General features: G+C 67.3%; 14 protein-coding genes. 8 read left to right on the top strand and 6 right to left on the bottom strand.

Features of this window, described 5'->3' with window-relative positions; genetic code table 11:
* Positions 1-20 precede the first annotated feature (20 nt).
* Genes QK287_RS04705 through QK287_RS04695 form a run of 3 tightly spaced genes read left to right on the top strand, consistent with a single transcriptional unit; the run spans position 21 to position 2,212 of the window.
* Positions 21-776: a DsbA family protein gene (locus QK287_RS04705; RefSeq protein WP_282359467.1), complete on the top strand. Its 756-nt coding sequence runs from the start codon at positions 21-23 to the stop codon at positions 774-776.
* 1 nt (position 777) lies between these two features.
* The gene (locus QK287_RS04700) at positions 778-1,716 is read left to right on the top strand and encodes a cytochrome c biogenesis CcdA family protein (RefSeq protein WP_282359466.1); all 939 of its coding nucleotides are present in this window, start codon (positions 778-780) and stop codon (positions 1,714-1,716) included.
* On the top strand, positions 1,703-2,212 hold the full coding sequence (locus tag QK287_RS04695; protein ID WP_282359465.1) for a hypothetical protein: 510 nt from the start codon (positions 1,703-1,705) through the stop codon (positions 2,210-2,212). Before QK287_RS04700 ends, QK287_RS04695 begins: the two co-directional genes overlap by 14 nt.
* Here the strand turns inward: QK287_RS04695 and QK287_RS04690 are convergent.
* On the bottom strand, positions 2,209-2,988 hold the full coding sequence (locus tag QK287_RS04690) for a GntR family transcriptional regulator (protein ID WP_282359464.1): 780 nt from the start codon (positions 2,986-2,988) through the stop codon (positions 2,209-2,211). The two genes, QK287_RS04695 and QK287_RS04690, sit on opposite strands and share 4 nt — an antisense overlap.
* A gap of 145 nt (positions 2,989-3,133) precedes the next feature.
* On the opposite strand from QK287_RS04690, the gene QK287_RS04685 reads away from it, so the two are divergent.
* The 4 genes from QK287_RS04685 to QK287_RS04670 all read left to right on the top strand — a co-directional run bounded on the left by QK287_RS04685 (position 3,134) and on the right by QK287_RS04670 (position 6,349).
* Positions 3,134-3,745: a hypothetical protein gene (locus QK287_RS04685; RefSeq protein ID WP_282359463.1), complete on the top strand. Its 612-nt coding sequence runs from the start codon at positions 3,134-3,136 to the stop codon at positions 3,743-3,745.
* A gap of 107 nt (positions 3,746-3,852) precedes the next feature.
* Positions 3,853-4,413: a copper resistance CopC family protein gene (locus QK287_RS04680; RefSeq protein WP_282359462.1), complete on the top strand. Its 561-nt coding sequence runs from the start codon at positions 3,853-3,855 to the stop codon at positions 4,411-4,413.
* 53 nt (positions 4,414-4,466) lie between these two features.
* Entirely contained in the window at positions 4,467-5,072 is a 606-nt protein-coding gene (locus QK287_RS04675; RefSeq protein ID WP_282359461.1) for a copper chaperone PCu(A)C, read from the top strand.
* On the top strand, positions 5,069-6,349 hold the full coding sequence (locus QK287_RS04670; RefSeq protein ID WP_282359460.1) for a Dyp-type peroxidase: 1,281 nt from the start codon (positions 5,069-5,071) through the stop codon (positions 6,347-6,349). Before QK287_RS04675 ends, QK287_RS04670 begins: the two co-directional genes overlap by 4 nt.
* 97 nt (positions 6,350-6,446) lie before the next feature.
* On the opposite strand, the gene QK287_RS04665 is transcribed toward QK287_RS04670, so the two are convergent.
* Positions 6,447-7,802: a HAMP domain-containing sensor histidine kinase gene (locus QK287_RS04665; protein ID WP_282359459.1), complete on the bottom strand. Its 1,356-nt coding sequence runs from the start codon at positions 7,800-7,802 to the stop codon at positions 6,447-6,449.
* Positions 7,799-8,488, bottom strand: coding sequence for a response regulator transcription factor (locus QK287_RS04660; protein ID WP_282359458.1), 690 nt, complete (start codon positions 8,486-8,488; stop codon positions 7,799-7,801). The genes QK287_RS04665 and QK287_RS04660 overlap by 4 nt, the downstream gene beginning before the upstream one ends.
* A 149-nt stretch (positions 8,489-8,637) precedes the next feature.
* Between QK287_RS04660 and QK287_RS04655 the strand changes: the two genes are divergently transcribed.
* Entirely contained in the window at positions 8,638-9,345 is a 708-nt protein-coding gene (locus QK287_RS04655) for a DUF2202 domain-containing protein (protein ID WP_282359457.1), read from the top strand.
* 267 nt (positions 9,346-9,612) lie between these two features.
* Here QK287_RS04655 and QK287_RS04650 read toward each other — a convergent pair whose 3' ends face one another.
* From QK287_RS04650 to QK287_RS04640, 3 genes are all read right to left on the bottom strand, one after another.
* On the bottom strand, positions 9,613-10,788 hold the full coding sequence (locus QK287_RS04650; RefSeq protein WP_282359456.1) for a zinc-dependent alcohol dehydrogenase: 1,176 nt from the start codon (positions 10,786-10,788) through the stop codon (positions 9,613-9,615).
* Between the two features lie 113 nt (positions 10,789-10,901).
* Positions 10,902-12,422 (bottom strand): aldehyde dehydrogenase family protein, encoded by a 1,521-nt coding sequence (locus QK287_RS04645; protein WP_282359455.1) that lies wholly within the window; start codon positions 12,420-12,422, stop codon positions 10,902-10,904.
* Positions 12,419-13,192: an HD domain-containing protein gene (locus tag QK287_RS04640; RefSeq protein WP_282359454.1), complete on the bottom strand. Its 774-nt coding sequence runs from the start codon at positions 13,190-13,192 to the stop codon at positions 12,419-12,421. The genes QK287_RS04645 and QK287_RS04640 overlap by 4 nt, the downstream gene beginning before the upstream one ends.
* Positions 13,193-13,207 lie beyond the last annotated feature (15 nt).

Below are 13,207 nucleotides of genomic sequence, written 5' to 3'. Positions count from 1 at the left end.
GAAATGCTTGAGGAGCCCAGATGCCCACGTTGACCAAACCGGAGCCCGCAGCCGCCAAGCGCAGCCGACGCACTGCATCGATCGTGCTGCCGGCACTAGGCATCGCCGTGCTGTTGCTGTTCGTGGGACTGCTCTCCTACCAAAGTGCAGCGACCCAAAAAGATGACACCGAACAAGGGAAGCAGTCCCGGGACCCCAAGCGACCCGCCGGCGAAAAACTGGACATGTCCCGCAGGAAAGCAAGCGATCCGACGGCGATCGGAAGCCCGGATGCTCCGGTCGTCCTGGTGGAGTACGCCGACTACCGCTGCCCTTTCTGCGGGCTGTTTTCCCGGGACACCCTTCCCCCGCTGGTGGCGAAATACGTCGACCGCGGCGACTTGAGAGTGGAGTGGCGAGACCTGCCGGTCTTTGGGGCGCAGTCATCCGCCGCCGCCGTCGCCGGTCGCGCGGCGGGCGAGCAGGGCCGGTTCTGGGAATACAACAAGGCCCTCTACGCCATCGCGCCGGAGCGCGGCCACGCCGAGCTGCCCCGGGAGCGGCTGATCCAGCTTGCCGGCGATGCAGGAATCCCCGACTTGAAAAAATTCGAAGTGGATCTCGACTCCGCGGCACTCAAGGAGGCGGTGTCGAAAGATGCCCAGGAGGCCGCGTCCCTGGGCGCAACCGGCACTCCCACGTTCCTGGTGAACGACACCCCCCTCGTTGGTGCACAGCCGCTGGCCTCCTTTGAGAAGGCGATCGATGCTGCCCTGAAGTCCGCCAAGGGCAAGTGAAATGGACATCGGCTACGCGGGCGCATTCCTTGGCGGCGTTCTTACCCTGCTGAGTCCTTGCTCAGCGCTCTTGTTGCCGGCATTCTTTGCCTACGCGTTCTCCACCAAAACCCGGCTGGTGGCACGGACAGGACTGTTCTACCTTGGTCTGCTGAGCACCCTGGTGCCGCTGGGCATATTCGCCGGGGCACTCGGCTCCCTTGTCACGCTGCACCGGCCAGCCCTGATCGGCGTTTCGGCGGCCCTGGTGATCCTCCTGGGCTCCGCCCAGATCTCCGCAATCAGGCTTCCCTCCGGGCTCACGCCCACGGCCGGCGCCGGGTCTTCCCGGCTGTCCGTTTTCGCCCTGGGAACCGTCTATGGTGTCGCCGGGGTCTGCACCGGCCCTATCTTGGGCTCCATCCTGACCGTGGCCGCAGTGGGCAGCAACGCCGTCTATGGCGGCGTGCTCCTAGCGGTCTTCGCGCTCGGGATGGCTTTGCCGCTCTTTGTCCTGGCCCTCCTGTGGGACCGGCTCGGCATCTCCGGCCGCCGCTGGTTGCGGCCGCGGCCGCTCACCATCGGGAAGTGGTCGAATTCCTGGCTGATGATCATTTCCGGCGTCATTTCCGTCGGCGTCGGCGTGCTCCTGCTGGTCAGCGACGGGACGGCGGGGCTGGGCGGTGTGCTGACTGTTCAGGACCAGTTCCGCGCAGAATCGGCTGCCACGGAGGCTGCCGCGGGCATCTCCGACCTCGTTGTCGCCGGGGTCGCGGCCCTCGTTCTCGCGATCGGCATGGCACTGTATTTCAAGAGCAGGCGAAGCGAGCCAACCACGCCCCCCGAAAAGGCCCCCGGAGCCGTCAAACCACAGAGTGTGCCGGAGACCGTGACCAACCAGGCCGGCGGTGTCCCCGGCCCGGGCCGTACAAAGACAGGGATGCCCGATGATCCGCAGTAAATACGAAGCCCTGATATCGGCCTTGGCGCAGTGGCCGGGGCGGCGCTGGCTGGCAGTGGCCGCCGCCGCCACCGCCACCTACCTCGTCGTGGCCGTGCCCACGGACCTGATCGACACGCCACTTTTCAGCCGTGAGGTCCCGCCGACCTGGTGGTCGTTCCCGGTCCTCGGCGTTACAGCCCTCCTCACCGGATTGCTGCTGGCCACCTATGTTTCCCGCGAACCTGCGGCCGACGGCGAGTCCAGCGACGGAGAACCCGACAGCAAAGGCCGGTTCGGGGCTGCCGGCACCATCGTTTCCTTTTTTGCCGTGGGCTGCCCGGTCTGCAACAAGCTCGTCCTGCTGGCCCTTGGCACTTCCGGCGCCATGCAGTACTTCGAACCGATCCAGCCCGTGCTGGCGGGCCTCTCCATCGCCCTGCTGCTGTGGGCATTCGTGAAGAGGGCAACCTCTGAGGATCGCTGCCCGGTGCCTCGCGTTCAGTGGACCGCTTAGCCCCGAGGTGGCGGAGTGGCCTTGCAACCGAAGGCGGTGGAAATCGCCACCCGGTCGCCCAGGACATAGCTGCGCCGGAATTCGAGGTCGCGCGCCCGATGGCAGCCGGTCCGCTCGATCAACAACAACGGGGAGCTGTCCGGGCACCCAAGGAGGGCTGCCTGTGCGGGGGTGGCGGGCACGGCAGTGAGCTGCTCCGTACCGCCGTCCAGTACGACGCCGCAGCGCCGGTCCAGCTCCCCGTAGAGGGACGCGTCGCGGAAGTCGGCCTCGAGCAGCTTCTCGGCGGTCACTGCAGGGAGCCAGGCCTGGTCCAGGCCGATCGGCTCACCGTTGGCGAGGCGGATCCTCGAGAGGTGGAAGAGCTCGGCGTCCGGATCAAGGGAAAGCTTTGCCGCCACCTCCGGGTTGACCACCAGGTGCTGTTCCAGGACCACACTCCGGTGTTTCATCCCCGACTCCCGGATCGACGCCAGGACGCTATAGATCGGTCCGTACACCGTACTTCTTCCGGCGACCACCGTAGGTTTCTTCCCGGGGTGCGCGGTGATGTGTCCGGCATCGCGCAGGGGTGCCAGGGCGGCCCGGATCGTGCCGCGGCTTACTCCGAAGCGTTGGGCCAGTTCCAGCTCACCGGGGAAACCTGCCTCAAACGCCCCGGCGAGGACCTCTTGCAGCAGCTCGGCGCTGACGGTTTTCCAGAGAGGGCTTCCCTTGGTCCGTTCAACAGCACGTCCCGCGCGGGAAGCGGACGCTGGCCCCTGTTGATCCTTCACGTCTCTCCCGACCGATTTACTCCACAAAGCTGCTGGCATTATGACGTTACTGCATCACACACGCCTGGTATCCGAGCCGGAACCCCAGGAGGCACCAATGAAGTCTTCGACAGCCGGTAGAATTACCCGTGAGCAAGGAGGAAGAATGACGGCACGCGGTCTGCGCCTTGTACGCGGCTGGATTGGCGCCGCCGTCGCGACTTCCATCGCCGCCGGTTCGCACTTCCTGGCCGGCGGGAACGCTCCCGAACTTCCCCTGCTCCTCCTGACGCTGGCCCTGTCCGGGCTGGCCTGCACCGCACTCACGGGCCGCGGACTGTCCCTGTGGCGGCTCTCCGCCGGCGTGGCTTTGAGCCAGGGACTCTTCCACTGGGTCTTCAGCTGGGCAGCGGCTCCGCATGTTTCCGGCGCTCCGGCCGGCGGCCACCTGACCCACTCTTCCCTGCTGGAACCTGCCGCCGGAACGGTCTTTTCCCCCAGGGCGGACCACGCCTCGCCGCTGATGTGGCTGGGACACGCCGTTGCCGCCGTCCTGACCGTGGCCATCCTGCGCCACGGCGAGGTCGCCGCCGTCCGGCTGGCGCAGGCGATGCGGCTGCACGTGACGGCTTTCCTCCCGCTTTTCCAGCCCCTGCCGGCGTGTCCGGCCGCAGCCGCACTGCCCGCCAGCCAGCCCGTCAGGCCGCTGCGGAACCTCGGCGCGCCCCTGCTGGTGATGCGCCACCGCGGACCTCCCCTGCTTCCGCTCGTGTCCTAGGCGCCCTGCGCCTTCACCCGATGCGCCCCTGCAACGCTGCCAAGACGGCGCCAGGGCGGGAAGCAGCCATGACAAGAAATAGCTTAAAAACATGGCGGAATCCTGGCTTGGGAGCAACACTGCTCGCCGCCCTCCTGCTCTGCGTAGGCGCCAGCCTCCCAGCAGCACCGGCGGCCTTCGCCCACGACCAGCTGATTTCGTCCAGTCCAGCGCCCGATGAGCGCCTGAACAAGAGTCCCGCCAGCATCATCCTGTCCTTCAGTTCGCCCCTGCTGGTGCTCGGCCATGAGGTTCGGGTCGTCGATGACAACGACAAGAACTGGGTAGCCGGCGCACCGGTCCTCACCCGGGAAACACTGACCCAGGCGCTCCCGGAACTCCCCGACGGCGGCTATCAGGTCAGCTGGCGGGTGGTCTCTGCAGACGGTCACCCGATCAGTGGCGGCTACCGGATTCATGTCGGAAATCCTGCCGCCGCGCCGCCGGCGGCCTCCGCCAGCGCTGGTGCCAGCAGTGAACCCAGCGGGGCCGCCGCAAACGGCACGGGTGACGGCGTACCGGGTTGGATGCCTGCCGCCGGAACCGCTGCGGCCGCCGGTCTCGGCATCTATCTGGCATTTATCGGCCTTCGGCGCATCAAGCGCAACACGCAATCCCCCAGCGAATAACACTTACCGGGCCGGCCCGCTGCGGCCGGCTGCGACGATTCAGGAGTATCGCCATGTCCAAGAAGCTCGTTTACCCTACCCTTTCCCTTCTCGCGGCGGCGGCCCTGGCACTCGCCGGTTGCGCCCCCTCAGCCTCGACGCCGGCACGATCCCCGTCTGCCACCGCCACCACCCCGGCCAATGCGGCCGCCGCGCTGGCGGTCAGCCAGCCGTGGGTCAAGGCCGCCGTTTCCGGTATGACCGGCGGTTTCGGCGTCCTCAAGAACACCTCCGACGCCGACATCACCGTCACCGGCGCCTCGACCCCGTCGGCCCGGATGGTCGAGCTGCACGAAACAGCCATGGGACCCAACGGCGCAATGCAGATGCAGGCCAAGCAGGGCGGCTTTGTGATCCCTGCCGGCGGCGAACTGAAACTTGAGCCAGGCGCCAACCACATCATGCTGATGGGGCTTACCGCGCCGATCAACCCCGGTGCTGACGTCACGTTCACGCTTGAGCTGGCCGGCGGCGGCAGCTTCGAATTCACCGCCGTGGCGAAAGACTTCAGCGGCGCCCACGAGAACTATGTCGAAGAAGAAGGCACCGGCATGTCCCACGGCCAGCCCTCCAGCACCGGCAGCGCACCCGGTTCGGCGCCGTCGTCGACCTCAAAATGAGCGCCGGGGACCAGCGGCCCGCCGGCGCAACCGCGGGCAGTGGGGAGCCCGATGCCCCGTGGAAACTGCCGCGGCGCGGACTGCTCTTCGGCGGCGCCGCCGCCGGGCTGGGGGCGCTGGCCGCGGCCGGCGCCCACCTCGCCGGGGCGGGCGTCCAGCAGGCGGGGAACCCCGCCCCGGATGATCCCGCGGAGAGCGTCCACGGCAGCGGCATTGTTCCGTTTCACGGCGACCGCCAGGCGGGCATCACGACGGCGGCGCAGGCCCACGGCGTTTTTGTCGCCCTGGATTTGCGGCCCGGAACGACGCGCGCCGCGGTCAAGGCGCTCTTGCGGCTGCTCAGCGACGACGCCGCAAACCTCTGCGCGGGAAAGCCAGCCCTGGCCGACACCGAGGGCGAACTGGCCCAGGTGCCGGCCCGGCTGACGGTCACGTTCGGATTCGGCCCCGGCCTGGTTGCCGCGGTGGACCCCGCCCGGGCGCCGGGCTGGCTGAAGCCGTTGCCGGCCTTCAGCATCGACCGGCTTCAGCCCGGATTCTCCGACGGTGATCTGTTGCTGCAGATCTGCGCGGATGATCCGTTGACCGTGGCGCATGCCCAACGGATGCTCCTGAAAGACAGCCGGAGCTTCGCGACCGTCCGCTGGGTGCAGACCGGGTTCCGGCGTTCCTACGGCAGTGAAAAATCCGGGACCACCATGCGGAACCCCTTCGGCCAGGTGGACGGGACGTCGAACCCGGCGCCCGGCGGCCCGGACAACGAGCGCGTGGTCTGGGGCGGCGGAGAAATACCCGCATGGACGGCCAACGGCACGTCCGTGGTTGTCCGCCGGATCGCGATGAACCTGGACAAATGGGACGAGGCGGACCGCGTGGGCCGGGAGGAATCCGTGGGCCGCCGGCTGTCCAACGGCGCACCCCTGACCGGGACGCAGGAACACGACGAGCCGGACCTGACCGCCAAGTCCAAGCTCGGGTTCCCGGTCATCTCGGACGTCTCACACCTGCGCCGGGCCCGGCCGGAGGACAGTTCCCAGCGGATCTTTCGCCGGGCCTACAACTACGACGCCGCTCCCGGCGCCGGAGGGGTCTCGGACTCGGGGCTGATCTTCGTCGCCTACCAGGCCGACGTCGACAGGCAGTTCACGCCCATCCAGCGCCGGCTCGATCAAATGGACATGCTCAATCAGTGGACGACGCCGGTCGGCTCCGCTGTGTTCGCCATCCCGCCGGGGTGCCGTGAGGACGGATTCGTCGGCGACGGCCTGTTCGCCTGATCCAAAGCAACGCGGGGTCACTACGCGCCCATCCCACCGGCTGGGACGGGCGCGTAGTGACCCCGCATCAGGACGCCGGAAGGTGCGGCCGTTCGGCTCAGCGGAGGCGGGGCAAATGCAGGGAGATCGTGGTCCCTTCCCACGGGGTTGACGCCGCCTGGACGGTTCCGCCGTGGCTGGTCACGATTTCGCGGACCAGGGCGAGCCCGATGCCGGAGCCGGCGATCTGTTCTGCGGCCCTCCCCCGCCAGAGCCGGTCAAAGATGTGAGGCAGTTCCTCGGCGGGGATTCCCGGGCCGGTGTCGGCGACGGTGAGCACGGCCTCGCCGCCGTCGGCCAACGCCTTGAGGGTTACCCTGCCGCCCTTTCGACAGTAGCGCGCGGAGTTGGCCAGCAGGTTGCCGACTGCCTGGTGCAGGCGATCGCCGTCGGCCCTGACCCACACGGGACCGGCGCTTTCCAGCTCCGTCGCCAGGCCGGCCGCCCGCAACTGCGGCTCTGAGCGGGAGAGTGCATCGGCAGCGAGCGCGGCAAGGTCCACGGGTGCCAGGTCCAGGGACAACGCCGCCGTTTCGACGGCGGAGAGCTCGGCGAGATCGGCCACAACGCGGCCGAGCCTGAGCGACTGGTCGTGCAATCCGGCCAGACCGGCCGGCGTCGGTTCCATGAGTCCGTCGCGCAGTTCCTCGAGCCCTGCCTGCAGGGCCGCGAGCGGCGTGCGCAGCTCGTGTGCCACATCTGCGGTGAGGTTGCGCCGTTCCGTATCGGACCGGACAACCGCGTCCGCCATGTCATTGAGGGCGTGGGCGAGGTCGCCGAGTTCGCCAGGTGCATCCCCGGCTGTGCGGACGTTCCGGTTTCCCGCGCCAAAGGCACGCGCCGCCTCCGTCATGCTGCGGATTGGCCGGACAAGCCTCCGTGTGACGAACCAGCTCGCGGCGACAGCCATTGTCAGTGCCACCACTGCAGCGACGGCGATCCACGTCCAGGCAACGTCGAGGATCCTCGTTCCACCGTTCCCTCCGTTCCCTCCGAGACTGACCCGCACTGCACCGACTCGAGTGCCATCGACGACGACATCAGCGGTCACCGCTCCCTGACCGCTGGAATCTGCCTGGCCGGCGTTTCCCCGGGCCGGGTTGCCGGAGCCGGCCCGCAAGTTACCGTCGGCGTCGACGATATTCAGGTGGGCCGATGCGGCGTCACCGATGGCCAGGGAACGACTCAGATCGGCGCCGTCCCACCCGCCAGCCTGTTGATAGGCGCCCGCGGCGGCAGCGGCGGCCGCCGCGGCCAGCTGTTCTCGGTCCGCCTGCTGTGCTGCATGAACACCACGGTCCACCCCGATCAGTGCAGCTGCGACCAGCACAAGAACCGACGAAACAGCCACCAGCACAAACGCCAGCAACAGACGCTTCCCGAGTTGTCCGAGGCCCTTCCCAGCCCGCCTCATTTCCGCTCGTCGCGGTGCAGGCCCAGCCGGTAACCCACGCCGGTCACCGTTTCCAAGACGTCTGCGGCTCGGGGTCCGAGCTTCCGCCGGAGGTTCTTGACGTGGGAGTCGATGGTGCGCTCGTAACCGGCATATTCGTAACCCCGGACACGGTTCACCAGCTCGTACCGCGAGTAAACCCGTCCCGGCGATGCCGCCACAGCGTCCAGCAGGTCCCATTCTGTTGGGGTCAGGTCCAGCAGGTTCCCATCCAGCCACGCCTTGTGCAGGCCGGGGTCGATTCGCAGCCTGCCGTCACCATAGCTCGCCGCGGCGTCCGCAGCAGGGACGCCTCCGAAGCGATGCAGCACGGCCTGCACCCGCAGGACAAGTTCATGCGGGCTGAAGGGCTTGGTCACATAGTCGTCGGCTCCCAGTTCGAGACCACGGATCCGGTCCTCAGTGCTGCTGCGCGCCGTCAGCACTATCACCGGAAGGCTTCCGAGCCTGTGAATCTCGCGGAGGACGTCGGTGCCGTCGACGTCGGGCAGCCCGAGATCCAGCACCACCAGGTCAGCGGACGGCAGAAGCCGCAGTGCTTCGGCGCCCGATGGAGTGGTCAGGACCGAGAACTCCGCCCGTTCCAGGTAACGGCGCAGCACTTCACGGATGTCTTTTTCGTCCTCGACGACCAGCACGGTGGGCATGGAGCTAACACTAATGCCAGCTTTTGCGCCGGAAGGCAGGAGGAACGAATCTCCACACAATCTGCACACGGTCGCCAGCAGCACTGCACACGCGGGCGGCATTCTGTGTATACAAGCTGGTTTTCCGGCAATCGAACAAGGAGCACACCATGCGAAAGAAGACCATGATTGCAGCAGCAATCGCCGGCAGCGCCGTCATTACCGCTCTCGTGGCGGGGCCCGGCGTGGCCGCCGTCGTACAGGGCGGGCAGAACGGCCAGCACCAGCAGAGCGGGCAGGCGCAGCCCACGAACGGCAACGCCCGCGGCACAGGCGGGCAGGCCGGCGGCAGCTCAATGGGCCATGGCAAGGCCGGCGGTCAGGGCCAGGGTCAGGGCTCAGGACGGGGATCCGGCTCGGGTCCGGACGCCGGGAGCACTTCCACCGGGACCATGACGGATGAGCAGCGGGCAGAACTTGTCTATATGGCCGAGGAGGAACTGTTGGCCCATGATCTGTACACCACCTTCGCCGGTCTGTACGGCACCCCGGTATTCAGCCGGGTCGCGAACTCCGAGTCCAAGCACCTTGAGGCCGTCCGGAACCTGATGGATCGTTACGGCGTCACTGATCCCACCGTTGACCACACGGCGGGCGTGTTCTCAGATGACAGCCTCCAGAAGCTCTACGATGAGCTACTCGCCCAGGGCAAAGCCAGCCAGGAGGGCGCATTCGCGGTCGGGCGAACCGTCGAGAAGACCGACATCCAAAGCCTGGCCACATCCGCTGAGAACGCCACCACGGCACCCGATGCCAAGACCGCCTTCACCCGCCTCCTGGAGGCATCACAGCACCATCTCACCGCATTCGGCGGTTAAAACCCGTCAGAGGGGGTGTCCGCCGTGGCGGACACCCCCTCTGACGGGTTGGTCAGCACCTTTTTGCGCGCACAGCGTTGGCCGGCGGGCTCCCGGGCAGCCAGGGGAGGCGCTAGCGCAGATTGACCCGAGGGCCCGAGCCGCGGGCCTCTCAGACCGCGGAAATGATGGAGTTCGATGGTGGCCGCGTCCAGGCCGGTCCCTTGGGCCGGGAAACGCTCCCGAACACGGTGTGCACGAGGCGTCCGTGCCACTGGCAACTCACCGCTAGGGCTTCAGCACAACCTTGATGCAGCCGTCTTCCTTTTTCTGGAAGATCTCGTAGGCCCCAGCGGCGTCGTCGAGGGCGACTTCGTGGGTTTTGAGGTCCATAACGCCGAGCGGGTCTGCCGGATCCTCAACAAGCGGAAGCAGCTCGTCCGTCCAGCGCCGGACGTTGCACTGTCCCATCCGGAGTTGGATCTGCTTGTCGAACATGCTCATCAATGGCATGGGGCTTGCGGTGCCGCCGTATACTCCACTGAGCGAGACGGTCCCTCCCCTGCGCACGGAATCCAAAGCTGCATGGAGGACCGACATCCGGTCGATACCGGCAGTCTCCATGACCTTCCTGGCCAGCGCATCGGGCAGGAGCCCCACGGCGTTCTGCGCAAAGGCGCCCACCGGCGAACCATGCGCTTCCATCCCGACGGCGTCGACGATCGCGTCGGGGCCCCTGCCATCGGTCATGTCGCGGAGCTGGTCACCAATGTCTTTCGTAAAATCAACGGTCTCCACGCCGTGCCGCTCGGCCATCCGGCGGCGTTCCGGAACCGGCTCGACGGCGATGACCCGGTGGCCCAAGTGCCGGCCGATCCGGCTGGCGAACTGCCCCACCGGGCCAAGACCAAAGACGGCGAGTGTCCCGCCGTCGGGAACGTCAGCGTAGTGGACCCCCTGCCAAGCCGTGGGCAGGATGTCGGAAAGGTAGAGGTACCGCTCGTCGGGAAGCTCATGCCCGACCTTCACCGGCCCATAATCCGCGTGCGGAACCCGCAGGAACTCGGCCTGCCCGCCGGGGACCGAGCCGTACAGCTCGGAGAACCCGAACAGGCTCGCACCGCTGTTGTGGGAGTGGACCTGGGTGGTTTCGCACTGGGACTGCAGACCCCGTTTGCACATCCAGCAATGACCGCACGAAATGTTGAAAGGGATCACAACCCTGTCGCCCGGCCTGAGGTTCCGGACGCCGGAGCCGACCTCCTGAACGATCCCCATGGGTTCGTGGCCGAGGATATCGCCGGCCTTCATATACGGACCCAGGACCTCGTATAGGTGAAGGTCAGAGCCGCAAATCGCCGATGACGTGACTTTGACGATGGCGTCCGTCGGCTCCTGGATCACCGGATCCGGAACCGTCTCCACACTGACTGACCTTTTTCCCTGCCACGTAAGCGCCCTCATGTCAGCTCCTCCAGTCACAATCGAGATTGATAAGCATACTTGCCATTTCGATTGTTCCTTATCCCCGCGTTATTGAAAAGTGAGACCGGGCCCGGGCGGAGTGCGCGGCGGCCCTAGACCTTCCGGTGGATCGACTTGTAGCTCAAGTAGGCGGTGAGGCCCTCGACCCCGTACTCGGTGCCCAGCCCGGAATCGTGCCGGCCGCCGAAAGGAGCCGCATGGTTGGAAGCGAAGAAGTTGATGCCCACCGAGCCGGTGTCCATCCGGTCCGCCACGGCCAGCGCTGCCTCCTGATCACGGCCGAACACCAGCCCGCCGAGGCCGAATTCCGTGTTGTTCGCCAGCGCAACCGCCTCATCAACGCTGCCACCTGCGTCGTTGTATTTGAGGATGCAAATCACCGGACCGAATATCTCCTCGCGGGAGATCCGCATGTCCGGCGTAACGTCGGCAAACACTGTGGGTTCCACGAAGTAACCGCCTTCCAGCCCGCCGCCCAGTGCCGCGCGGCGACCGCCGGTGGTGGCTCGGGCGCCCTCGGCCAGGCCCGACTCCACGAATTCCAGCACGGTCCGGTACTGGGATTCCGTGGCGCACGGCCCGAAGACCGTGTCCGGATCCAGCGGGTCGCCCTGCTTTCCGGCCGCGATGGTGCTGGTGACCATGGCCACCACCTCCTCGTACCGGCTGGCCGGCGCCAGGATCCGGGTCGAGATGTAGCAGGTCTGCCCCGTGTTGCGCATGGAGGAGCGGATCAGTACTTTGGACATTTCCTCAAGATCGGCGTCCGGCAGCACGATCGCACTGGACTTCCCGCCGAGCTCCAGGGTCACGGGACGCAACAGCTCGCCGCAGGCCGCCGCGATCTTCCGGCCAACCGGCGTCGAACCCGTGAAGGCCACCTTGTCCACTCCCGGGTGCTTCACCAGCGCATCGCCCAACCGTCCGGAGCCGGTGACGAGGTTAACGACGCCGGCAGGAACACCAGCCGCTGCTATCGCATCGATGATCACCCGGAGCGACAGCGGGGTGGGCGACGCCGGCTTGATCACCACGGTGCAGCCGGCCAGCAGCGCCGGGGCGAGCTTGATCACCACAAGGTTGATCGGGAAGTTCCAGGGCGCGATCAAGGCGCAGACGCCGATCGGTTCGCGCCGGACTACGGATTCGCCGCCGCCCCGGGGGAAAGCCCGCACGTCCTCCCGCTCAAGGTAGCCGGCCAGGCCTGCGAAGTAGCGAAAGATGCCCGCGGCGTTGGCCGCCGCCCCGGCGGACTCCGAGACCGGAGAACCGTTCTCGCGGGTGTTGGTCAGCGACAGTTCCCCGGCGCGCTTCTCTACCTCTTCGGCAATGCGCAGCAGGTACGCAGCGCGGTCCGAGGGTGCCAGCCGCGGCCACTCCCCGCCATCGAAGGCCGTGCGTGCGGACTCGACGGCGGAGTCGACGTCCGCGGCGGTTCCGTCCGGGACGGAGCCCCAGACTTCGCCGGTGGCGGGGTCGGTGACAGGGTTGCGGCCGGTGCCGCCCGCGGACCTCCAGGCGCCGTCGACGAAGATGTTGTCAACGTGCGTGTACGGCAGCTGAAGGGCGGCGCGGAGGGCCAGGGCAGGGCTGTTGTGTGTGGCGGCAGTCATCGGATGACTGCCGTCTTCAGCAGGGCATTGGAGCGGTCCAGGTCGGCGCTGGCCATGTCGTGGGCGGCCTGGGTGATGAGTTCGGGCACTATTTCCGCGGCCAGACGGTCGGTGTAGGTGGCGGGGTCCAGCTTGAACCAGGACGAGGCCAAGGCAACCCCGGCCTGGTCGAAGCGCCACAGCCGGTCTGCGTCGCGCATCAACGCGTCCTCCAGCGACTTGGCTACCGGGCGGGTGTCGTGGCCGTCGATGATCTCGCACACACGGTCAATGAACTCGGTGTTATAGCCCAGGCCCGGGAGCACCCGCCGGGCGACGTCGCAGCCCTGCTTCTCGTGTTCGTAGCGAATGGCGGCCTTGCGCCAATCCCCCGCGAAACCCTCTGAGATGATGCGGGACTCATCCACGTGGGCCCAGCCGGTATCGTGCAGCAGGGTGGCCACCCGGACCAGTTCAGCGTCAGCGTTGGGGTAGGCCCGGCAGAGTCTTTCGGCGAAGGCGAGGGAGATCGGCAGGTGGATGTCATTGCCGCGGGTACGCGTCTCGTGCACTACGGTGCGCCAGAGCCCGTCGAGATCCCCGAGCGCTGCCGGGGTGGTGGCGATCGGGGCGGTGTCTACCGGTCCCGGCGCCGGGACCGGCCGGACCGGGTATGCGGCTGCGAACTCCGCAGCCGCGGAATCAACAGCCGCGGGACTGGTTCCAGCCGGATTTTCGGAAACCGGGTTCGCGGCGCCGGTGGCGGCAGCCGAGGTGTGGGGGGCAGTCATGATTCTCCTTCGGGT

It is taken from the genome of Arthrobacter sp. AL05, from assembly GCF_029960715.1.
Lineage (GTDB): Bacteria > Actinomycetota > Actinomycetes > Actinomycetales > Micrococcaceae > Arthrobacter.
The sequence above is the reverse complement of the archived record's forward strand: the minus strand, read 5'-3'. Positions and strand labels throughout refer to the sequence as shown.